Origin of the sequence: Vibrio sp. 10N.286.49.E11 (assembly GCF_041469505.1) — a bacterium.
Lineage (GTDB): Bacteria > Pseudomonadota > Gammaproteobacteria > Enterobacterales > Vibrionaceae > Vibrio > Vibrio crassostreae_C.
Genome location: NZ_JBFRKQ010000047.1, coordinates 32854 through 53307, shown reverse-complemented (window position 1 = coordinate 53307; position 20454 = coordinate 32854). Strand labels below are relative to the sequence as shown.

The window sequence follows — 20454 nt, the reverse complement described above, 5'->3', positions numbered from 1 at the left end:
CACTAAAAACGGGCTTGTTGCGTAAACAACAAGCCCGTTCGTATTTCTGCTTAGTATCTTAACTAAGTACAGCCACTATTTTAGCGCGATCCACTCTTGTCTTTGCTCGTCGTCCATAAAGGTCCATGCGATAAAGCGACTTACCTTCTGGCCTTGTGACATCTCGACGACTTTCACTTGTTTAGCTCGCAGCTTACCCAGTTCTGAACGAACCATATCGACGTTGTCTTTCTTAGAAATCAATGTCGTAAACCACAAAACTTGAGTAGCAAAAAGTTGACTCTCTCTTGCCATCTTCATAATGAAAGCGGCTTCACCACCTGGGCACCAAAGCTCGGCTTTTTGACCACCAAAGTTTAAGGTTGGTTTAGCTTGCTTAGTTGATTTATCTAACTTAACTGGCTTCTTGTTCGTTTCAGGCTTGAATGACTGACCGGCTTTCTTAGCACGGTTCGCCGCTAGATTATCCAGTTTACGTTGTGACCCCTTTTCAGCCTCTTCAAGAGAGCTGTGGAATGGAGGATTACAAATAGTGACATCGTAACGTTCATTATCCTTAATCACGCCCTTAAAGATAGATTCAGAGTCAGCTTGTAGGCGAGCGCGGATCTTACCTTTTAGATTAGGGTTGCTTTCCGCTATGAAGTTCGCTGTTTTGATGGAGACTGAATCAACATCTGTCCCTGTACAACGCCACTTATACTCTGTCGCACCAATGATTGGGTAGATACAGTTTGCACCGACACCAATATCTAATGCTTTCACAGACGCGTGGTTATAGGGTTCACCTTGGCCATCGCTATTAAGGATGTCGGCCACTCTGTGAATGTAGTCTGCACGACCAGGAATTGGCGGGCACAAGTAACCAGCAGGAATATCCCAATGTTTAACGCCATAGTGATGCGCCAACAAAGCTCTGTTGAGTAGCTTAACAGCCAATGGATCAGAGAAATTAATGGTGTCTTCGCCAACCGGATTCTTGATCAGATGCTCTTTTAGCTCAGGCAAGGCTGCAACTAGTAACTCGAAGTTATAGCGGCCAGTGTGCTGGTTTCTTGGGTGTAATCCACCTTGAGGTTTTTCAGCCGAGCGTCTTTTCTGAGCTGCGTTCTTGTTAAAAGCCGTTTTATTGAAAGAACCCTTATTCGATGATCCTTTATTGGCACCCGGTTTACCTCTGCTATCTTTTGCAAAAGGTCGCTTTGCTTTGTTATTGCCCGCGCCTTTAGGTGCACTATTCTTGCGGCTTTTATCAGATGTGTTCTTTGTAGAAATACGCTTGTCGCTGCTTGGCTTAGCTGTACTTGGCTTAACATCAGCTTGGTTGCCTTTTGTTTTTGCTGATGAAGTGCTGTTTTTCGACAGGCTTAGCGTCGTTCTATTTTGTGATTGGCTCATTGGGCTACTTCTTTAAATCTAAATACATCATGAATAAACGGGCATCCAACTCAAGTTGATGATATTCCGGTTCCATGTGACAGCATAGTTGGTAAAAGGCTTTGTCGTGCTCTTTCTCTTTGATATGCGCCAGTTCGTGTACCACCAGCATTCTTAGCAAAGGTTCTGGTGCATTTTTAAAAACACTGGCGATACGAATTTCATTCTTTGATTTGATCTTTCCACCGTGATTCTTAGCAACGTAAGAATGCAGACCTAACGCATTATTGATTAGGTGTATCTTGCCGTCGTAAATCACTTTGCTGATCGGTGGTGTTTTTTTCATGTAGCGATTTTTTATCTCAATCGCATAGTCAAACAGGGCTTTCTCGCTTTTTATTTCATGATTCTTTGGGTAGCGAGCTTCAAACCAAGGCACCAATTTACCCGACTCTACAAGTTGAGTAACAGGATCAAGAATGTGCTTAGGATAGCCTTGAATATAGCGTAAAGAAGGATGCATGCTGAAAGACCGTACAAGTTACACCACGACAATACGTTGTGGTCTTGAAAATTGAGCCGCATAGTGTAACTGATCACACTTTTCTAATCACCTAGGATTCGTTACACTTTAGCGAGATTCACCAAGAGAATGAAAAAATGAAACGTGTTGTATTGTACGTCGCAGACAAATGCCCGCACTGTAAAGATGCCCAAAGGTATTTAGACTCTAAGAAAATTGTTTACCGCCTGACGAATGCAAAGATGCAGCGTGGCCGTAAAGAATTGCAAGCAATGGGTGCTCGTTCTATCCCCGTGCTTAAAATCGGCGATCAAGTGATGGTCGGCTGGAATCAGAAGAACTTCGATAAGATGTATAACTCAAAGAACACTTAACGTGATCTAAGATACTTATATTTCTACAAACAAAGCCCGAATGTCCAACCTAGGATGTTCGGGCTTTGTTTATTTAAATCTTACTAAATCACACATACCGCTTAACGAAATCAATAAAGGTTCTGTCAGCTTTCGACAAATACCCTTCCTTTCTCCAGGCCAACGATAGATTCAGTTTTACAGGGTCTTTAAATGGCACGCCTATCACGTCTTTCTCATATTCCGTCACTAAGCTCAACAGCGCGGTGATCGCAAACTCTTGTTTAACGATAGAAAGAATCATCGGGAGCAAGTTGGTTTCAAACGCAATGGTCATATCAAGATCGTACTTCTTACAGGTCGCATCAATAAAATCGCGGTGGAAATAGCCCGATTTAAACATGATCAGCTCTTGAGCAAAGAATTCTTCAAAGGTCATCGAAGGCTGTTGTGCTAGCGGATGCTCCTTACCGACAACGGCGACCATCTCAGAACTTAACAGATGATCCGTTTCCAAATCATCTGGAACGTTCTCATGATTAATTACGCCAATATCGAGTTCGCCGTTTAACAGCATTTCACGAATAGATGCGGTGCCTGCATCAATCAAGGTCAACTTTAGGTTTGGGTATTGGCTTTTAAATGCCATCACTACTTGGGGGAAAAAGTAACTGCCCATCATACTTGGAGCGCCTAATCGAACCTCGCCTTTTTCTAGCCCCTTTAGTTCATTCATCGCGAGCTGAGCATCATCAAACTGCTGGGCGATTCGCTTTGCATGCTCAAACAGTACTTTGCCCTCCTCCGTTAAAGTGACGGATTTATCGCCTCGACGAAATAGAATCAACTCTAGTGTCTGTTCTAGTTTTTTAATGGAGATACTCAATGCAGGCTGTGCGATATGCAGCGCTTTGGCCGCCTGGGTGAAGTTACCAAACTGAGCAACAGCCAGAAAATGTCGAAGTGGTTTTGATTCAAGCATGGCGATATATTTAATATATAGAGGTGATATTTTTAATATATTTCTTTAATCACACCTGTACTGATAACTTGTTCACAAATAGCTTACTAACTCGCGCAGGCACAACGTAAATGTTTGATAAAGGCAGTCCTCAATACAAACGTATCACTCAATCATTGGCGATTGGTTCATTTATCATTTTCTGTAACCTTTACCTCTTTCAGCCTATCTTGCCGCACATGGCGGAGCACTTCCAAGTATCTGAAACTCAGATCAACTGGTTATTTGCTGCTACAACACTCGGCCTTTCGATTAGCTTGGTACCTTGGGCAATTGCCTCTGAAACCTTTGGTCGTAAACCCATTATTCTGTTCAGTCTGTTCGCTATCCCATTAATAGGGTTAAGCATGGTGTTCACGACTACCTTGTTGCAACTCGTGATTGCCCGCGCATTTATGGGCATCGCTGTGGCGGCGTTTGCTGGTGTGGCGGTTGCCTATATGGTTGAGGAGTTAACACCCAAAGCATTTGCTGTCGCGATTGGCGGCTATATTGCAGCCAACTCACTAGGTGGAATATTCGGGCGTGTATTGGGTGGCTTGATTACGGATTATTTTGACTGGCACGCAACGGTTTTGTTTTTCGTTGTCGGCTCTTTGCTTGGCGCACTCTATATTGCGTATAGCCTGCCTGACCAACAAAACTTCAAACCTCAGAAAGGGTTGTTCTTTCATCATAACCGCTCGGTTGTGATGCACTTAAGAAACCGTACCTTGTGGCTCGCGATGTTGATTGGTGGCGCTAACTTTGCCCTGTTCGTTAACTTGTATTCAGTAATGGGCTTCAGGCTAGTATCTGCGCCTCACTCGGTACCCGTTGGTTTAGCTTCACTGATATTCCTATGTTATCTGGCCGGAACGGTAAGTTCTAAGCTATCCAACAAATGGACACTTCGCTTTGACCCGTTAAGCGGAATATTGATGGGCGTGTGTATTAGCTTAATCGGAATGCTAATTTCTGCCGTCGACAAAGTTCCGTTCATGCTAGCAGGCTTGTTATTGATAAGTGGCGGCGCGTTCTTCGCCCATACCCTTGCCTACTCTTGGGTAAGTCAAAAAGCACCGAGCGCTAAGGCAACGGCAACCGCTCTTTACTTAGTACACTATTACATAGGCGGGAGCTTAGGTGGTTTCTTACTCTTATATTGTTGGCAGCTGTTCGGTTGGAATGGCGTGATTGCGGGCGGTTCAATCTTCTATGTCGCGATATTTGCTTGGGTCTACCAGTTGAAACAGCTACAAGTATCGGCGTCTAAACTTGCACAAGCATAAGTACGACTAAGGTTGTAACTCAATTATTGCTTTTGATTGACGTCCGTTCTGATATCCTACGCAAAATTTCATTTCGGAACCTGTTATGTCGAACACTCAAAGCACAGATCTTCAAACCATCCACGACCAAGTAAAACAGTGGTTAGACGATGTCGTTATTGGCCTAAACCTGTGCCCATTCGCAGCCAAGCCACAACGTAATAAACAGATTAAGATCTTTGTGAGTGAAGCAAATACGGAAGAAGCGTTGTTGCAAGACATCATGACGCATTTCGTAGAGTTAGATAACACGCCAGTCGCGGAATTAGAGACGACTTTGGTTGTTGTACCTAACATGCTGCAAGATTTCTTCGACTACAACATGTTCATTGATTGGATTGAAGCGTTGATCAAGCAAGAAGATTGGGAAGGCGTTTACCAAGTAGCAACCTTCCACCCAGACTATTGTTTTGGTGGTGCGGATCCAGAAGACGATGAAAACCTAACGAACCGTTCTCCGTACCCGGTTTACCATTTGATTCGTGAAGCGAGTATGGAAAAGGTACTGAAGCACTACCCTAACCCTGAAGCGATTCCTGATACTAACATCGCGAGAGTCGAGTCTTTAACGCCAGAAGAACGCCGTAAACTGTTCCCTTACTTGTTTAGCTAATAGTTCAGTTAATCGCTAACAAGGTGGCTCATATTCCTGAGCGCTCTTGATGATATGGACGAGAAATGAACTGATCTCGTCCATTTTGTTTCGCAATGTACAGACACTCATCGGCAACTTTGATTAGCTTATCTAACGCCGACATCCTTTCCCCTTTGCTATCCCCTGTACTCAACTCAAAATGACACGCACCAATTGATATAGTGACTGGCTTTCTATCAAGCGTGATTTTCTTCATCTCTTGCAAAAGAGTCATGAACTTATCTTCAACACAACTTGGTGTTTTATTTGGATACCAAAGAATGAACTCTTCACCACCAAAACGCGCCACAAATTCACCCTCTTGAGTGTTATTGCTCAGCACGTTCGCCACTTTCTTTAAGACAACATCACCCATTTGGTGGCCATAGGTGTCGTTGACCTGTTTAAAGAAATCGATGTCGACAACGGCCAAGGTCCCCTTTCCTAAAGATCCTTTTAACTGCTCCACTTCCGCATTCAATGTTTTGAACAAACAGCGTCTATTTGGCAAGTGTGTCAGAGGATCGTACAGAGCTTGATACTCCAATTTCTCATTCAGTTCTTTTAGCTTTCGTTCTTGCTGTCTTCTAACCAGTTCCACTTCGATCCATGATGCCATTAGTCTCATCACGTCGACATCGAACTCTTTAAACTCACGATGATAGGGCGCTGGACTTGAAAAGTTTAAGGTGCCATAAAGCTCATCATTAACGAAAATGGGAACCCCAATATAAGACTCCAAGCCAAAAGACTGGTAAGCAGGGTGCTTCGCATACTTATCGTGTTTGCCACAATGCTCAATGCAGATAGGGCCAATCGATTTACAGGTAATTTCGCAATAGGTTGAACGATAATCAAAAGTGTCACCGGTATTGAGTTCTACCCCTTCAGGCGTAACACAATGTTCAACAACGTAAGTATTGCCATCGACTTTCGATAAGATACCAATATCAAGGTTGAAGCGTTCAAGCCCCATAATAAGCAGCTGAGCGATTTGAATATCGAAGCCCTTTCGATAATCATTGGTGATTTGATACAAGCGGCGTATAACAATTTCGCTTTCACTGGCTTGGTTCATAAATGGGATTCCACTACTGCTGACATTAATGGCAACATTAATATTTGGTATATTAAGAAGAGTAAAGTGTAAAAAAACATAATAATCAATTAGTTTGTATGCAAAATACCTCATTGGTCCAATGAATAAAAGTCGACTTCTTCGACTTTGCGTTAGCACCCTATTCCTAGCTTTGGTAAAATAATCCATTAACGAAACAGAATGGATAGGAAAATGAACCTTTCTCAACTAAGCCAAGAAATCTATGATCACCTTTACCGCGACATTGAAGAGTTCCGCAGTACTTTTGATCTGCCTGTTGCTGATCCTGAAACAATGGACGAAAAAGGCGATACGCTACATACCTCTCTAGCGATCGAAGAACTAACAGAACTTGCAGAAGCTGACTCTAAAATCGAACAAGCGGACGCTATTGTAGACAGCGTTTATGTTTTGATGGGACGCTTGGTTCACCTTGGTCAAGCTAAGGTTGAAGACAATCTAGCAATCAGCTACCTGATCGACCTACTGTTGAATGTTTCTAAAAACCGCTCAATTGACTTCTTGCCTTGCTGGGACGAAGTACACTCAAGCAACATGAGCAAAGTGTGTCGCAACGAAACTGAATACGCTGAAACAGAAGCTTTCTATGCTAAGCAGAACATCAAACTGATGGCGGTTCAAAAAGGCGAATACATCATCGCTAAGTGTGCGGAAGATTTCGTATCTGAAGGCAAGACAGTTCGCCAAGGTAAGGTACTAAAATCTGTACACTACCGCCCTGCGAACCTTGAGCCACTAACGGCTTAAGTAAGGTTAAGACTGAAGCGGTTAAAAGCTTCAGCTAACTTGAATAGCAAACGCCACGTTCAAATAACGTGGCGTTTTATTATCTGTCCGTAAATTCTAACTGTGTAGCTAAGCGCTATACCAGTCGTGCCATATGATAAGCCGCCACATATTCGCCATTTCTGAAAGCGAACCCTGCGGACTCTCCTTCAATCACGAAACCAAACTTCTTATACAGACTGATCGCTCTTTCGTTATCGGTATACACCGTTAACTCCATTCGCTTGATGTTAATCCAGTTATCACACAGATCGATTGCTGTTGCGAGCAGTTGACTACCCACACCTTTGCCTAACACATCGTCTTTAACACCCATACCAAATGAAGCAACATGTCGTCTTCTTGGGTTCACACACACTTCCATTCCCAAGTTGCCAACAATCTCATCGTCGATCATCGCGACATACGAGTACACGTTGTCAGGCATATTAGAGATTCGTTTTTGCCAGCTTTCCAGAGATGGATTTGGGAGTTGCAGCGTACCGGTATAAGCATTAGTGCATTCGTAAACTTCTTTTATTCCCTTTGCATCTGACGGTTCAGACCGTCTCACTATAATACTCATCGCAACTCCTACTATTTTCATCGCTAAATATGAAACACATCCTTAATGTGCACCTAAACACACTAACAAATAGTAAATATTTAACAATAGGTTAGATGAACTTATCTTATTGGGCTTAATTGATACTGAGTAAACGCCCTCTCTCAATATCTTGCTCAAGTACCTCCGGTGTCAAGTCACCATGTCCATGGTGATCGTGATTATGGTGATGTCCATGATCGTGGCCGTGTGAATGACTTTGATGTTCCTTTGATCTTTGAGCTAACTTATCTGAATCCAAATAAGTGTCAGTCAAATCAGCACAATAATCTTGAGTCCATAAGCGACGAGCGTCGTCATCACTCATAATTTGCTCCGCTTTAGGACCCAACTTATCCATGTAGTACATCCCCAACTCCTCACCCTCGACATTGGCATGGTTGATAAGGTTCATAAACGCAGGCTCTTGATTCTCATCTGATAGATGACCATTTTTGTAACACACGGTTAGACCAATAATATCGTCGCCAAGTTTCTCTAATTCAGGGTTAAAATGATTGTGACTATGATTATGTTCGGCAGCGGCGACATGCATTGGAGTAAGTAAAACACATGCGATAGCCAGTAGCTTAATGGTATTTTTCATGGGATAGACCTTCTGTATTTTCGAATACAAATTTGATTAGTTGGCTGACTTAGCTTCTTGTGAGATGAGCTAAGTTAAGGGGAACTTCAAGACCATTTCAGCCTGAGTACCCCTCTGTCTCACTACAAATAATCAATATGATTGGATAACGAGGCTCGATATAACGAGCGTTCTATAGACAAAAATCACTTATCAACTACGATTCTTGCTGGTGCGATGGTGTAAGTCATTGGCTTCACCTCCCATTCACCTTTTGCTTCCAATGCAACCGCTAGTGCTTGCGCCTCTTCACATACCTTCGCTGGTTTTCCGTCAGCCCAGTACGATGGACCCGAGGTGTAGCCGCACATCACTGAAAACGTGTGTTGGCCATTCTTTGTGGTGTATTCCGTCATAATGACACCACCTTCTCCATGCGTTATTTTTAGCGAGCCTTCATCGGCGACATGCATTGCATCGGAAGGATTCGGTTTGACATACGTTGTGTAGGTCCCGCCATCAGACATGGATTGGTTGTCATACATGGTGTAGCCTTCTTTTTCTGAAGGTAAGGTCAGTTCGTAGTTAGGATCAATATCCGCTAAACGTTCTGAGTTATTCGTCGCACCAGGTTGATAGTTGTGAGCATTGGATTGTCCGTTAGCGAAAACAGACGCTGACACTAAAGATAGAATGACGACCGCTAAAATTGATTTTTTCATAATGAACTCCAGATATTCTAAGCAAAGATGTTGTAAGCAATAGTTTTTATGATTGAGTAATAGAATGGGTTTATTTACCTAACTTTTTAGGATGTGAGGGCAATATCAGCCCTCACTGCAAATACCCTATTTGTTGTCGGTTCCTGCTCCTTCACCAGGCTCAGTTGGACGGCTTACCGACTTGCGCTCAAGGTTGTGGTGAGCACGCACTCTATCCATGTATTCTTGCTTGGTGTTCATACCTTGCTTCATTGCTTCTGGTACTTGTTCAGCTGGGATCACGATGTCACGGTCGACTGGCCACTCAGTTAACAGCTCTGGGTGGTAGCCTTCTGGGTAGTACAGTTTTGGATCCAACTCTAAATCACGAATCTCTTGTTCTTGTATGTCTTCACGGCTGTTTTTCGGCAGCGGGATTCTAAAGTCAGACCCATCGGCCATATCAAATTGTGGCGCTCGCGCATTCGGGAAATCAGGTAAAATACCTTCACGAACCCACGCATTATCTTTAGTCATGTTAACGACAATGCCATCTGGCGCACCGAAGTGGTAAGGCCCTTGCCAATGGTGTCGAACCTCTGCAACGGTTTCCTCATTGAGATATGGGTCGAATGTCATGTGCGTTGTCATGAACAAGCGCGGTTGTACTTCATTCGCCACATAACCCGCCGCGTACGCTGGTGTATGGTGAGTATCAACGGTGTAACGTGCTAAGAATGGCGGCACACCTTGAATAATCGAAGACACACCGAACGTTTCGGTTTGCAGCTCAGTAATGAACAAGTCTGCACCTTTTGCGTATTTCAAATCCAACTCGGTTGGGCGACCGTCTCCTGTCCAAACAAACGAAAGTACTCGACCGTCATCTTGAGTCCAATTCAAGCGGTAACCAGACGCGCCATCTTTTGCGTGACTGCGTCGCCAGTGAATCACTTCCACATTGTCTTGGTCATAGATAACGCCACCGTCGTCGCGGAAATCAAACTCGTGTACCACTATGTCGTTGCCTGATGGGAACACATCAAATGCATCGGTGTGCCAGTTCAACATTTGCTGCATGCCTTCAATCATATGACGAGTGCCATATTCTGGAGTCGCACCACTCGGGCCATAAATGTTAAGCGGCTTTTCCCAGCGGCCATTCCAACCACCAAATTGATACAGATAAGGTAATGAGCCGTAATGATCTACGTGCAAGTGAGTAATGAAGATATGGTCGAGTTCATTCATCGCGACACCCGCCGCTACGTAGTTCGCAATTGATCCTTCACCTAAATCAAAAACAAAGTTAGAGCCGTTACCCAGTTCTACGTATATCGAGGTGTTTGCCTGCCCCGGGCGAATCATTGGTGATGTCCCCATGAACGTGACACGCATTTCATCCGGTTGAACTTCTTCAGTGCGTGGGAACCAGTTTGCGCCCGACACCATGTGATCGCCATAAGGTGCAATGCCCTCAAACATCAGGCCTTCTTTCCAACCTGAATTGGTTTCTTTGCGATAGTCACCATTGTTTACACCGCCCATTAACACAGAAAGCACTTCTTCTTCTGAAGAGTACAAGTTCCCCTTAGGTTGAGTGCTCAGATACTCTTCAAGGGTTTCACCCTCGTGATATTCAAATTTCTCGAGTTTTTGAATATCAGAGTTAGTCTGCTTGGTGTTGTATTGCATCATTGGGTCAGCAGCAAAAGCGGTGGTCGTGATGATCATTGCTGTAGAGATGATTGATAATTTTGCGAAAGTTCTCATAGTTTCACCTATCGGTCTGAGTATTTAGTAAATGAATGAAGTTCCTTCCTCACTCCGATGCAAACAAGTTTATTAATAAACAGAACCTTGATATATAGTGTAAACTTTACTTAAAACCTCCATTTCATTTATGAGTTAATAACGACTCCACCATGATTTGGATGAGTGGCAATAAGAATAGAGGGAACTGAATTTGGACCTTAATCTACTGACGACATTTTTGGCCGTTTACAAACACAGCTCTATCACCGTGGCATCAGAGCAGCTCGATATTTCTCAACCCGCGGTAAGCGCGGCGATTAAGAGACTCGAAGGTGTCGTGGGCAAGGCTTTATTTGTGAGAGAAGGACGAGGTATCGCGCCCACTGGAGCAGCGGTATCACTCGCTAATAAGATAGAAGACCCATTGAACATCATTGGAACGGTTGAGCAGCAAAAGAATGACCTTAAAGTCTATTGCACAGAGAGCTTGCTTCATTTCGTTAGCCAGGTTGAAGGCGTAAGCTTTACGGAAGCGCCACTCGAAGAGGAAGAACTGTTTGATGCGCTTACTGCACAAAAAGTAGATATCGTCATTGATGTACTTTCGAGTAAGAAACACTCATTGATTGAAGAAACCATCGTCGATGAGGAGCCCGTGTGTCTGACTCGAATCAACCACCCTCGAATTGGTGAGACACTAAGTAAAGAAGAGTATTTCCAAGAGGAACATATTGCGCTCAAGATCAAACGCGCCAACATGAACACGGTCGAGTTTTTATCAGAGAGCGATATCGAGCCGAGAAAAGTCAGAATTGAAACCAGCTCAATTTCAAGCATGCTGATTTTGGCAAGCACGACAGATTATATCGCCGCTTCTACTCGCTCTTTTGCAGAAATGCTTGCACCAGCGCTTGGCTTACGCGTTCACCCTATCCCCATCAAATTAAGACCGATCACGTTTCGAATGCTCTATCACCGCCGCTACGCTAAAGACGAACAGCACATCAAAACCCGTGAAGCAATCAAATCAGCATTAAGGAAACATAAATGAAACTGAGGTTTTAACTAAAGTTAACCCTATTAATATAAATTCAGTTTAATCACATACTCTCTAGCAAGTTAATTCAATAGAACGACACTGGAGAATCCATGAAAAAACTTAACCTTATTGCTCTACCACTTACGTTACTCAGCAGCGCAGCGTTTGCGACTTCGACTCAAGTTTACATCGAACAAAACGTTGCCTCTAATGCTGCTGATAACGGTGTCTACACCACAGAAGCTGGCGCATTAATCGATACCTCAGAAAATGGACAAGTCTATATAGGTTTTGATGACCAGGGTTGGCTAGCCGCGGGTTACGGACACGACTTTCACATCAGCGAATCCTTCACGTTCAACCTATACGGTGAACTCGGTAAATGGGACAACGGTGAAGAGTTATTAATCGAAGGTATTATCGATTATCAAGTGAACGACAACTTCAATGTATTCGGTGGATTGGGATATAACCAGTCAGGGCAAGTACTCGAGAATGTAAGCGACACCACGATCAACACCAATAAGTTCATCGCCGGTGCGGGGTACTCACTCGCAGGCTGGGATTTAGCTTATCAATACACTCACGAAAACAGTGATGGATCCAATGGCGGGTTTACCCACAACGATGACAACGTAATCTTTCATCAAGGCGACTACCGTACCAATGAGCACGAAGTCGTTCTCTCTAAAAGCATCGACGACTGGACACCCTACGTGAAATACACCTATTTCAACACCAACGAAGGTGACCTTTACTTGAACGGCCAATCGATGGGCCCGATCGACAACGACAGCATCATCACACTTGGTTTGTCTTACGACTTCTAAATATCTCAGATTCAATTCTCATAGGCAGATGGATTTGCCCACCTTTCGAGGGCACTACTATGAAAATTACTTCTCAACGTAACAAAGCCATTAATATCGCTGCAGCGATCAGTATCGTTTTGTTTTCTGCGATTCCCACCTACGTAAGTGCTGATCACTTAGACTCCCATTATCTAGAGCCGAGTTATCTAGAAACCAGCTATCTAGACTCCTCCTTCGTCGAATTCATGACACCAGATTTTGATCAGGGGTATCTTAACGATGAGATTAAGCAAAACCTTACTCTGGAATAATTCTTCAACACATTACAAAACGTTATATAGCTCTTGTTTTCTATATAACTCTCATCTTGTTATAGAGCCGTGCTGAGTGATTAAGACTCCGTTCCTGAATCACTTTTTCTAGGCTGATGACATTCAAAACCGCAAATGCAGACGCTAAAAAAGACACCACACTCGTCAAAAAGTGTGGTGTCTTGGTTATTATTGCAAGGCTAATTAACTAACAATAGTTAAGATTAGTTGGCTGGACGCCAAACGCCCCATTTGTCATTTTCGTAAGTCGCTTTAGGGTTAGTACCACCTTGAACCCACCATTGTGCTTTCCATGACTGGTTCGAGTAAGTCACGACTTCGCCACCAAGGTAAGTCGCTGATGAGTCCCACGTACCTGGATCTGGCGTAGGGTCTGGGTCTGGGTCTGGTGTTACGCCACCGTCATCAGCAATTACTTCAAAAGTGAAGGTTTCAAAACTGTCGCTTTCAATCGAGCTAGCCATAAACGATAAAGTTTCGTTTGCAGTGATGCCAGTGGTATCAACTACGATAGAAGCCGTGCCGTTATTTTGAATGCTTACAGAAGTACCTTGAGTTTGAGTCAATGTCGCCGCTTCGCTTGTTGCAATTACAACTTTGTCGCCAGCATTCACTACGTTGTCACTCTTCACTAGCTCGTAGATGTCGCCTTTTAATGGTTCAACACCACCGTCGCCACCATCAATCAGCGTTAACTGACCAGAAGCACGGCTATCTTTTGAGTTAAAGAAGTTACGTGAAGGATCGTTTTGGAAGTACATGTAGTGCTGCATTTCAGCGTGCCAATCACCAATGAAGATCGCGCCATCTTTAAACTCTTCGTGCCAGCCGTTAATCTCTGAAGCCAACAAGCGAGCCCAATCGTTAACGTTTGAAGCGTCGATAACGATGTCGAAGCTACGCGCGACTTCACCGTACTTGTTGATGATGTCGTACTTAACCGTATCACCAATTTCTGGCGTACCAAACTGGTCAGAAACAAACAGGTCGCCACGGACTAGATCAGGTTGAGGTGTAGGCTCTGGTGGAGGGGTTGTGCCACCCGCGATAGTGATGTCTGAACAGTTGTAGAAGCCTTCGCCCACAGCATCATCACGTTGCCAACGAACGAATAGAATCGCATCGCCAGAACGGTCTGAAGGAATAGTGACATTAATGCGGTACTTGCCGCCATTAACCGGAACGTTACCCTCTTCTTGGATAAGATCTAAGTCTCCCCACGCTAGGCCTTTGCTTAGGTCCGCGTTTGGTTTCGTTAGGTAGAACTCCCAGAAAGAAGGGTTGTGTGGCGCTGTCGCATTGAATACATATTCAAACGTACCAGTATTTAGCTCGGTACGAGTCCAACCAGTATGAGGCGCACCCATGCCGCGTTTTTGCGAATCGTTGGCATAACATAACGTGCCGTCAGGAATCGCCGCTTTTACAGCATTGATATTATTGAAATCTTGGACATTTTTCGCGTACTCGTTACGTTGAACAAACGGGTATGAACCCGAAATGTCTTTTGCTTGAGCACACGCAGCATTAGGTGGTGTACCCGACCAAATCCCGCCTTGCTCGTAACACGTGTTCTGACGCGCGCTTGGAAACTCAGACCAACCATGAGCATTTGCCACTGACGGCACACTCGATAGCATAGCCATACCCACTGCTATTTTTAGAATATTATTATTTATTGTTGTCACTTTCCCACTCTCTATTATTTTACCCTAAACACAAAACCAATTGGTTACTAACCAACCAGCACTGTAATTCGAAGGTTTATAGTTTCCGACTTAAAGAACAACGAAAAATATATACGTCAATTTTATCAATAACAGCGGGTTTTATATTAATAGGAATCAGCATCACACAACTCAAACAAATGCGTTGTAGATAGATGATATTGGTTCGAATTATCAATTTTTACCGACAAAAATTACGCATTCCCTAAGAAAATAGATCGCTAGGAAGGTATTTTTTCATTGAATTAATTGGAGTAAAACGCTCGCATAAATAATGATATTGAGTGCTTTTTATCATCATTATTATTACGTTGTTGAGACTGCTGTAAAGTCGCTAAGCTATTGAGCGTATACGTTTATAAATGGATAAATCATTAAACGTTAATTTGAACGAGCTAAACTAATAGCGGCTATTCATGCCAAATCGATTCGACATATCATCGTCCATACGACCGCCCTTCCAACCGCCACCGCCCAACAAATTAAGTACATCACGCGCGTTATATTCCTCACCACCGAAGAAGTCATTAGACACATTATTACGCAGCAATTGAATGGCTGGAGCAATTTCAGCAGCAAGGTCTTGTGGATCAGCAAACAATGCTAAGGCAACCAGTTGTTGGCGCTTACTTAATTCACATGAACTCGTTTCTACTTGCCCAATAGAGAAAAAGTCACTGCTTCCGTACGCTTTCACCAACTTTGCAGAAAGTGATTTGATTACTTTCTTGATTCGTCGTCGTTGAATATATCTAAACATATAGATTGCCTTGTATTGATGAGCTTAAGTTAACCAAACAGCAGATAAGTTTGATTGTCGACCGAGATGCTTTTTACTTGCGTGTTAAATACGGATTCTAGCTGTTCAGGCACAAGCACTTGCTCTGCACTGCCAGATGCTTGTAGTACGCCCTTTTCGAGCAGCAGTACTTGGTCGGCATGCCTCAAGGTTCGGTTCAGGTCGTGGTTAGCCATAATAACCGCAATGCCCTTCTCAGCCACTCGTTCGATAAGCTTGTACAACAAGGCTTCTTGAGCAATATCCAACGGAGCTGCGGGTTCGTCGAGGATCAGCAGCTTCGCGTATGGGTTAAGTGTCGGCCAAATTTGCAGGCACATTCCCGCCAAACGTACGCGTTGCCATTCACCACCAGACAGTGTCTGAATTGAGCGATGAAGTTTGTCTGCAATGTCTAGCATCTGGCTGATTTCTTCCAAAGCTGCGTTGATTTCAGCATCAAGGCCGTGTGAGGAGCTTGGCAGTGACAATGCAAGATATTGGAACACTTCTAAGTTGAAGGCTGGCCTTGCGCTTTGGCACAAGTAAGCGCGATGCAATGATAAATCTTGTAAAGACAGCTCCGACAAATCCTGCCCGTCGATCTTTATATCGCCTTTGTAACCATCACCAATTCCAGATATCGCTTCGAGCAAGGTACTTTTACCGCTGCCATTAGGGCCGATAACGTGAGTCACCTGCCCTTGCTTGAGCTCAAATGATAGTGGTAATAAACGAGCGCCGACGCTCAGGCTCTTAATTTGAATCATGATTTTTAATTAACATCCAAATGAAGATAGGCGCACCGATACTGGTGGTCATCACACCCAAAGGCAGCTCTGCGGAATCTAATAAGGTTCTTGCACAGATATCAGCAAACACCAACAACGCAGCGCCAGCAACGGCAGACAAAGGAAGAAGGTATTTGTTATCAGTACCAATCGCTAAACGCAACAAGTGTGGCACAACCAAGCCAACAAAGCTGATCACGCCACCTAAAGCTACCGCGCAGCCGACTAAAATAGACACGGCGAAAATTAGACGCCAGCGCAATCTCGGTACGTTTACGCCTAACTGTGCGGCATGCGTTTCGCCAATCATTAACTTATCTAGCTTACTACCTTGCAGGCACAGCCAAATAATCACGGGGATCATCACCAACGTGAGCGAGTGTTGATACCAAGTGACGCCACCTAAGCTGCCCATCAGCCAATACATCAATAAGCGTAGACTTAAGTCATCACTAAAATAGAACGCCCATGTCACCATCGCGCCAGAAAGAATGCCTAACGCGACACCCACTAGCAGTAATTTAGCCGTGGTGAGTCGCATGGTTTTTACCATGCTCACTAGAATCACGGTAAAACAAAGTGACCCTAAAACGGCGGCAATCATGAACAGTTCTGGGGTAGGAGCAAACGGCAAGAAGAACAGTACGATAACCATCGCCAAGCTTGCACCACCAGAAATGCCGAGCACACCGGGCTCTGCTAATACGTTACCCAATAAGACTTGTAAACTTGCGCCAGATACGGCTAACCCTGCCCCGATAGCAATAGCCGCCAATAGTCGAGGTAAGCGTAAATCAACCAGTAGTTTTTGTTCTAACGTGGACAAGGTGCCCAGAGGGGAAATGAAAAGATCGCCAACCATTAGGTAAATCGCACTCAGCGCGACAAGCAGTGCTGCTATCAGATAAATGGCTCGGGTCCATTTGCGCTGTTTTTGGTGAAGAAGTTGTTGGAAATCCATATCAAGCTACTTTGAAATTGTTCGCGTAACCTTACCTGTATCCCTAAATAAACTCAAGGCTCACACCGTAATGTGAACCTTGATATTTCAACCAGTTGAGCGGTTGTTTTCGTCGCTTTAACCCAGCTCGGTATTAATCGTACACAAGCTGACCGTGGTCGAATCGTGTTTCAACTTCGCACACCATTAAGGCCGCTCGTTGACCGATAGCAACATTACGATTAGGGAACACCACCGCTTCGTTTTCATTCTTAGCCATTAACGGTTTATCACCATCATGACCGAATACTTCACCGTGCTTGAACGCGGTAAAGTTCTCTACAGAATCTGAGAACATGAAATCGAAGTCATCATGTAAACGAACAATGGTTCTGCTCACGCGATAAGTGATGGTTCGCTTAGGTAAATGCTCTGGCTCAACTTCAGCAATCAAGTTACGCATCGCCAAGTCAAAAGCCGTTAGCTTATCAAGTTGGTTCTCACCAATTCTCGCGACCTGCCCTAGTTCCATTGTCAGTGCTTGCGCTTCGAAGTTTTCAGCACTGTACCAACTGAATGTACTGGTTGGCGCATTTGACAACAACACTGCTTCCACGTGCGCACTGTTAATGAAATCAAACAGCTCTTTACTGCGTACTTCGTGGCGAACTTTAGGGCTCACTGCAAACGAGTAATGCTTAGATAAACGGATTGCACAGTGCAAATCTAGATGCCAACGAGTGGCAGGTTCCGTTTCTTTGTAAAACTCAGTCACCAAGAACTTCAAGTTCTTCGCGATATCCACTTCTCGATTGCTCTCGTACTGCTTTTCATCAAACAGACGATTCATGTTCACATCAAGAAAACGAGTATGCGCGTTAGTGGCTTCTGGGTGAGCTATGATAAACAAGCATCTCGCGTTTACTACTTGGAAACCTGTTTCAATATCCTCAATGAGCTTATCGATCAGCTCCATTGGTGAAGTTTCGTCGCCATGAACACCGGTTGAAAAAATGATGTTCTTGGTTTCAGAATTAAAATCCGCGGGAATCACTTCCAAGACACCGCGTTGATGAAGCTTAATTTGAACACCGTTACTCAGTACGGTCTGTCCTGCAAACACTTCTTGCTCAAGATCTAGGCTGTCAAAAAGAAATGATTGGCGAAAGAGGGTCTTCGTCATGCGCTACTCCTTAATTGCACGGCCGTATGTTAATAAATTGTACATAGAAATTGTGTTGCTAGGATCGCACTTATCAACAGAAACTCCGTTATCACTCACAAATACTACCCATATATTTTTATATTACCTGCTGACTTTACTAACCGACATCTGTTCCAAATAACTTTCTCTATTTAAAGAGACTTTTGGTTGTTTCGGCTTTTCTCAGGTTATGCCAGCAAGATAAGAGCCACGTAAGCTAACACAGCTCTTACCTGCTATGAACAGATTGAGATCAATTAATCTTCCTGATCGAGCAATCTTTCAAATTCATCGATTTGAACTTTGACCATGTCGATGCTTTGTTGCCAAAAATCAGCTTGAGTCAGGTCCATTCCTAAGTGCTTTTGAACGACTTCTTCCGCCATCATGCTGCCCGTATCACGAAGCAACGAAACGTAATCGCCGTAGAATTGCTCACCTTTCGCATCGCGCTGAGCGTAAACACCTTTACTGAACAGGTAACCGAACAAGTATGGGTAGTTGTAGAAGCTTACTTGAGAGATGCTGAAATGCAGTTTGCTCGCCCAGAAGTAAGGGTCAGCTTCTGTCATTGCATCGCCATACCACTCTTTCCAAGTCGTTTCCATCAAGTCACACAGCTGCTGAGCCGTTAGCTCGCCTTTTTCACGCTGCTCGTAGAAGGCTTTTTCGAATTCGAAACGCACTGGAATGTTCACCATTAAAGCGAGTGAAGAAGACAACTCTTCCCATAACATCTCAAGTTTCTCGTTACGTGTTTGAGCTTGTTTTAACAAATGGTCTCTAACGATATTTTCAGCAAAGATCGAAGCGGTTTCTGCTAGCGTCATTGGGTAGCGTGTTTGACACAACGGCATGTCTTTCATCACCCAGTTGTGGAACGCGTGGCCTAACTCGTGTGCCAATGTCATTAAATCTGAGCGGCTACCGCTCCATGTCATGAACACAAGCGGAGTGCGTGTAGCAGCAAACTTGGTGCAGTAAGCGCCTAAACGTTTGTTGGCTGCTGGTGCGGCATCAATCCAACCATTATCAACCATCAAAGCGACAAAATCAGCCATCTCTGGATTTACTTCAGCGAACGCAGTTTTGATCACGTCGATCGCCTCATCAAATGGGTAAACCTTAGATTCAGCGTCACCCAGCGGCGGCATCGCAGCTAAGTGACTCCAAGGCTTCATTTCATCTAGCCCGTGAACTCTTGCCATTAACAAACCTGCTTTCTGACCAACAGCTCGATTAGCTTTCGCTACCGACATCATGGTGTCTAGCGTTTCTGGCACAATGCGGCTGCCGTGTAGGCTTGGATCTAGGAAATGCACATCGCTAATCTTCGAACGCTTTTTGTTTTCAGTCAGTCGCCAACCCGCCAATGCATTTAGAATCGAAGCAAAAGACTCTTGGTGCGTTTTCATCGCACCTTGAACCGCGCGCCATGCTGGTTCTTGTTTGTCGAATTCGCTGCCGTACAACAGGCTCGCGGCTTGTGAAAAGCCTAGGGCTTCCTCTTCACCGTCCAGCTTTAGCGACAGTTTTAAAGATCCGGTTAGGTTATCGTATAAACGACCCCATGCATCACGGCCATCCACTTTCATTGCTGCTAACAGCTGTTCTTCAGCCACACTGAGTCGGCTGCTTGAAAGCTTACGTGAACTCTCAATCGCGAAGCGTTGGCCTGCAACATCTGCACTCTCGTGTTCTAAAACCGCATCAATAAACTCTGGTTCAGCGTGAATCAGCGTGTCTTCATAAGGGCTAAACGCTTGAGACATTTCAGAGTTCAGCTTCGCTACACGACCAAGCAATGCTTTCGCTTCTGTGTGTGTCGCGTCGACCGATGCGTGGCAATTAGCGAAGGTGTTGATTGTACTCAGTAACGTGCCTGCCGCTTCTGAAGTCTGAATCGCGTTTTGCATCGCTAGAATGATATGACGCTTTTCAACGTGTAGGTTCAACAGCTCAATGCACTGCTGAATGAGTTCAATGTCCTGTTCGATTTTTGCATCATTAAGATCGCTATAAGCAATGCTTAGATCCCAACTTGGTGTTGTCATGACTAAATTCCTTTCACGTAGGTAGTAA

Annotated in this window: 21 protein-coding genes; 7 read left to right on the top strand and 14 right to left on the bottom strand. The window is 44.2% G+C overall.

Annotated features, from left to right (window positions below):
- Positions 1-75: 75 nt before the first annotated feature.
- Complete coding sequence (gene rlmF, locus AB4167_RS11180) at positions 76-1398, bottom strand: 23S rRNA (adenine(1618)-N(6))-methyltransferase RlmF (RefSeq protein WP_372136542.1); 1323 nt, start codon at positions 1396-1398, stop codon at positions 76-78.
- 4 nt (positions 1399-1402) lie between these two features.
- Complete coding sequence (locus AB4167_RS11175) at positions 1403-1900, bottom strand: YgjP-like metallopeptidase domain-containing protein (RefSeq protein WP_004734935.1); 498 nt, start codon at positions 1898-1900, stop codon at positions 1403-1405.
- A gap of 137 nt (positions 1901-2037) precedes the next feature.
- On the opposite strand from AB4167_RS11175, the gene AB4167_RS11170 reads away from it, so the two are divergent.
- A complete protein-coding gene (locus tag AB4167_RS11170; protein ID WP_016786183.1) occupies positions 2038-2274 on the top strand; it encodes a glutaredoxin family protein in 237 nt (78 codons plus the stop codon).
- A gap of 88 nt (positions 2275-2362) precedes the next feature.
- Here AB4167_RS11170 and AB4167_RS11165 read toward each other — a convergent pair whose 3' ends face one another.
- A complete protein-coding gene (locus AB4167_RS11165) occupies positions 2363-3235 on the bottom strand; it encodes a LysR family transcriptional regulator (protein ID WP_017066171.1) in 873 nt (290 codons plus the stop codon).
- 110 nt (positions 3236-3345) lie between these two features.
- Between AB4167_RS11165 and AB4167_RS11160 the strand changes: the two genes are divergently transcribed.
- Positions 3346-4545 carry an MFS transporter gene (locus AB4167_RS11160; RefSeq protein ID WP_372136541.1) on the top strand — a complete coding sequence of 400 codons (1200 nt, stop codon included), beginning with the start codon at positions 3346-3348 and terminating at the stop codon, positions 4543-4545.
- An 85-nt stretch (positions 4546-4630) separates the two neighbouring features.
- A complete protein-coding gene (locus tag AB4167_RS11155; protein ID WP_372136540.1) occupies positions 4631-5197 on the top strand; it encodes a DUF1415 domain-containing protein in 567 nt (188 codons plus the stop codon).
- Between the two features lie 28 nt (positions 5198-5225).
- Here the strand turns inward: AB4167_RS11155 and AB4167_RS11150 are convergent, their stop codons facing one another.
- Positions 5226-6296 carry a diguanylate cyclase domain-containing protein gene (locus AB4167_RS11150; RefSeq protein ID WP_372136539.1) on the bottom strand — a complete coding sequence of 357 codons (1071 nt, stop codon included), beginning with the start codon at positions 6294-6296 and terminating at the stop codon, positions 5226-5228.
- A 213-nt stretch (positions 6297-6509) separates the two neighbouring features.
- On the opposite strand from AB4167_RS11150, the gene AB4167_RS11145 reads away from it, so the two are divergent.
- Positions 6510-7085, top strand: a complete 576-nt coding sequence (locus AB4167_RS11145; protein ID WP_372136538.1) for a nucleoside triphosphate pyrophosphohydrolase family protein — start codon at positions 6510-6512, stop codon at positions 7083-7085.
- 115 nt (positions 7086-7200) lie between these two features.
- Here the strand turns inward: AB4167_RS11145 and AB4167_RS11140 are convergent, their stop codons facing one another.
- The 4 genes from AB4167_RS11140 to gntH form a co-directional block, all read right to left on the bottom strand.
- Positions 7201-7689: a GNAT family N-acetyltransferase gene (locus AB4167_RS11140; protein ID WP_017068284.1), complete on the bottom strand. Its 489-nt coding sequence runs from the start codon at positions 7687-7689 to the stop codon at positions 7201-7203.
- Between the two features lie 115 nt (positions 7690-7804).
- Positions 7805-8314 (bottom strand): hypothetical protein, encoded by a 510-nt coding sequence (locus AB4167_RS11135; protein WP_372136537.1) that lies wholly within the window; start codon positions 8312-8314, stop codon positions 7805-7807.
- A gap of 185 nt (positions 8315-8499) precedes the next feature.
- Complete coding sequence (locus AB4167_RS11130) at positions 8500-9015, bottom strand: hypothetical protein (RefSeq protein ID WP_017068282.1); 516 nt, start codon at positions 9013-9015, stop codon at positions 8500-8502.
- Positions 9016-9141: 126 nt separating this feature from the next.
- Entirely contained in the window at positions 9142-10767 is a 1626-nt protein-coding gene (gene gntH / locus AB4167_RS11125) for a guanitoxin biosynthesis MBL fold metallo-hydrolase GntH (RefSeq protein ID WP_017068281.1), read from the bottom strand.
- A gap of 193 nt (positions 10768-10960) precedes the next feature.
- Here gntH and AB4167_RS11120 point away from each other — a divergent pair, with 193 nt between their 5' ends.
- The 3 genes from AB4167_RS11120 to AB4167_RS11110 all read left to right on the top strand — a co-directional run bounded on the left by AB4167_RS11120 (position 10961) and on the right by AB4167_RS11110 (position 12911).
- Positions 10961-11800: a LysR family transcriptional regulator gene (locus tag AB4167_RS11120; RefSeq protein WP_017068280.1), complete on the top strand. Its 840-nt coding sequence runs from the start codon at positions 10961-10963 to the stop codon at positions 11798-11800.
- A gap of 98 nt (positions 11801-11898) precedes the next feature.
- On the top strand, positions 11899-12618 hold the full coding sequence (locus AB4167_RS11115) for a hypothetical protein (RefSeq protein WP_017068279.1): 720 nt from the start codon (positions 11899-11901) through the stop codon (positions 12616-12618).
- Between the two features lie 59 nt (positions 12619-12677).
- On the top strand, positions 12678-12911 hold the full coding sequence (locus AB4167_RS11110; RefSeq protein WP_017068278.1) for a hypothetical protein: 234 nt from the start codon (positions 12678-12680) through the stop codon (positions 12909-12911).
- 224 nt (positions 12912-13135) lie between these two features.
- Here AB4167_RS11110 and AB4167_RS11105 read toward each other — a convergent pair whose 3' ends face one another.
- From AB4167_RS11105 to AB4167_RS11080, 6 genes are all read right to left on the bottom strand, one after another.
- Entirely contained in the window at positions 13136-14572 is a 1437-nt protein-coding gene (locus AB4167_RS11105; RefSeq protein WP_137001062.1) for a lytic polysaccharide monooxygenase, read from the bottom strand.
- A 487-nt stretch (positions 14573-15059) separates the two neighbouring features.
- Positions 15060-15419 carry a DUF6559 family protein gene (locus AB4167_RS11100; RefSeq protein WP_102320089.1) on the bottom strand — a complete coding sequence of 120 codons (360 nt, stop codon included), beginning with the start codon at positions 15417-15419 and terminating at the stop codon, positions 15060-15062.
- A 29-nt stretch (positions 15420-15448) separates the two neighbouring features.
- Positions 15449-16207 (bottom strand): vitamin B12 ABC transporter ATP-binding protein BtuD, encoded by a 759-nt coding sequence (gene btuD, locus AB4167_RS11095; protein ID WP_372136536.1) that lies wholly within the window; start codon positions 16205-16207, stop codon positions 15449-15451.
- Positions 16194-17189, bottom strand: coding sequence for a vitamin B12 ABC transporter permease BtuC (btuC, locus tag AB4167_RS11090; RefSeq protein ID WP_372136535.1), 996 nt, complete (start codon positions 17187-17189; stop codon positions 16194-16196). The genes btuD and btuC overlap by 14 nt, the downstream gene beginning before the upstream one ends.
- Before the next feature lie 133 nt (positions 17190-17322).
- Positions 17323-18351 (bottom strand): succinylglutamate desuccinylase, encoded by a 1029-nt coding sequence (locus AB4167_RS11085; protein WP_017059157.1) that lies wholly within the window; start codon positions 18349-18351, stop codon positions 17323-17325.
- A gap of 278 nt (positions 18352-18629) precedes the next feature.
- Positions 18630-20426, bottom strand: a complete 1797-nt coding sequence (locus tag AB4167_RS11080) for a M3 family oligoendopeptidase (protein WP_372136534.1) — start codon at positions 20424-20426, stop codon at positions 18630-18632.
- Between the last annotated feature and the right edge of the window lie 28 nt (positions 20427-20454).

What these genes read in the sequence shown, in the direction of transcription:
- rlmF (WP_372136542.1), bottom strand. Translation starts at nt 1,398, where the DNA reads ATGAGCCAATCACAAAATAGAACGACGCTAAGCCTGTCGAAAAACAGC.
- AB4167_RS11175 (WP_004734935.1), bottom strand. Translation starts at nt 1,900, where the DNA reads ATGCATCCTTCTTTACGCTATATTCAAGGCTATCCTAAGCACATTCTT.
- AB4167_RS11170 (WP_016786183.1), top strand. Translation starts at nt 2,038, where the DNA reads ATGAAACGTGTTGTATTGTACGTCGCAGACAAATGCCCGCACTGTAAA.
- AB4167_RS11165 (WP_017066171.1), bottom strand. Translation starts at nt 3,235, where the DNA reads ATGCTTGAATCAAAACCACTTCGACATTTTCTGGCTGTTGCTCAGTTT.
- AB4167_RS11160 (WP_372136541.1), top strand. Translation starts at nt 3,346, where the DNA reads ATGTTTGATAAAGGCAGTCCTCAATACAAACGTATCACTCAATCATTG.
- AB4167_RS11155 (WP_372136540.1), top strand. Translation starts at nt 4,631, where the DNA reads ATGTCGAACACTCAAAGCACAGATCTTCAAACCATCCACGACCAAGTA.
- AB4167_RS11150 (WP_372136539.1), bottom strand. Translation starts at nt 6,296, where the DNA reads ATGAACCAAGCCAGTGAAAGCGAAATTGTTATACGCCGCTTGTATCAA.
- AB4167_RS11145 (WP_372136538.1), top strand. Translation starts at nt 6,510, where the DNA reads ATGAACCTTTCTCAACTAAGCCAAGAAATCTATGATCACCTTTACCGC.
- AB4167_RS11140 (WP_017068284.1), bottom strand. Translation starts at nt 7,689, where the DNA reads ATGAGTATTATAGTGAGACGGTCTGAACCGTCAGATGCAAAGGGAATA.
- AB4167_RS11135 (WP_372136537.1), bottom strand. Translation starts at nt 8,314, where the DNA reads ATGAAAAATACCATTAAGCTACTGGCTATCGCATGTGTTTTACTTACT.
- AB4167_RS11130 (WP_017068282.1), bottom strand. Translation starts at nt 9,015, where the DNA reads ATGAAAAAATCAATTTTAGCGGTCGTCATTCTATCTTTAGTGTCAGCG.
- gntH (WP_017068281.1), bottom strand. Translation starts at nt 10,767, where the DNA reads ATGAGAACTTTCGCAAAATTATCAATCATCTCTACAGCAATGATCATC.
- AB4167_RS11115 (WP_017068279.1), top strand. Translation starts at nt 11,899, where the DNA reads ATGAAAAAACTTAACCTTATTGCTCTACCACTTACGTTACTCAGCAGC.
- AB4167_RS11110 (WP_017068278.1), top strand. Translation starts at nt 12,678, where the DNA reads ATGAAAATTACTTCTCAACGTAACAAAGCCATTAATATCGCTGCAGCG.
- AB4167_RS11105 (WP_137001062.1), bottom strand. Translation starts at nt 14,572, where the DNA reads ATGCTATCGAGTGTGCCGTCAGTGGCAAATGCTCATGGTTGGTCTGAG.
- AB4167_RS11100 (WP_102320089.1), bottom strand. Translation starts at nt 15,419, where the DNA reads ATGTTTAGATATATTCAACGACGACGAATCAAGAAAGTAATCAAATCA.
- btuD (WP_372136536.1), bottom strand. Translation starts at nt 16,207, where the DNA reads ATGATTCAAATTAAGAGCCTGAGCGTCGGCGCTCGTTTATTACCACTA.
- btuC (WP_372136535.1), bottom strand. Translation starts at nt 17,189, where the DNA reads ATGGATTTCCAACAACTTCTTCACCAAAAACAGCGCAAATGGACCCGA.
- AB4167_RS11085 (WP_017059157.1), bottom strand. Translation starts at nt 18,351, where the DNA reads ATGACGAAGACCCTCTTTCGCCAATCATTTCTTTTTGACAGCCTAGAT.
- AB4167_RS11080 (WP_372136534.1), bottom strand. Translation starts at nt 20,426, where the DNA reads ATGACAACACCAAGTTGGGATCTAAGCATTGCTTATAGCGATCTTAAT.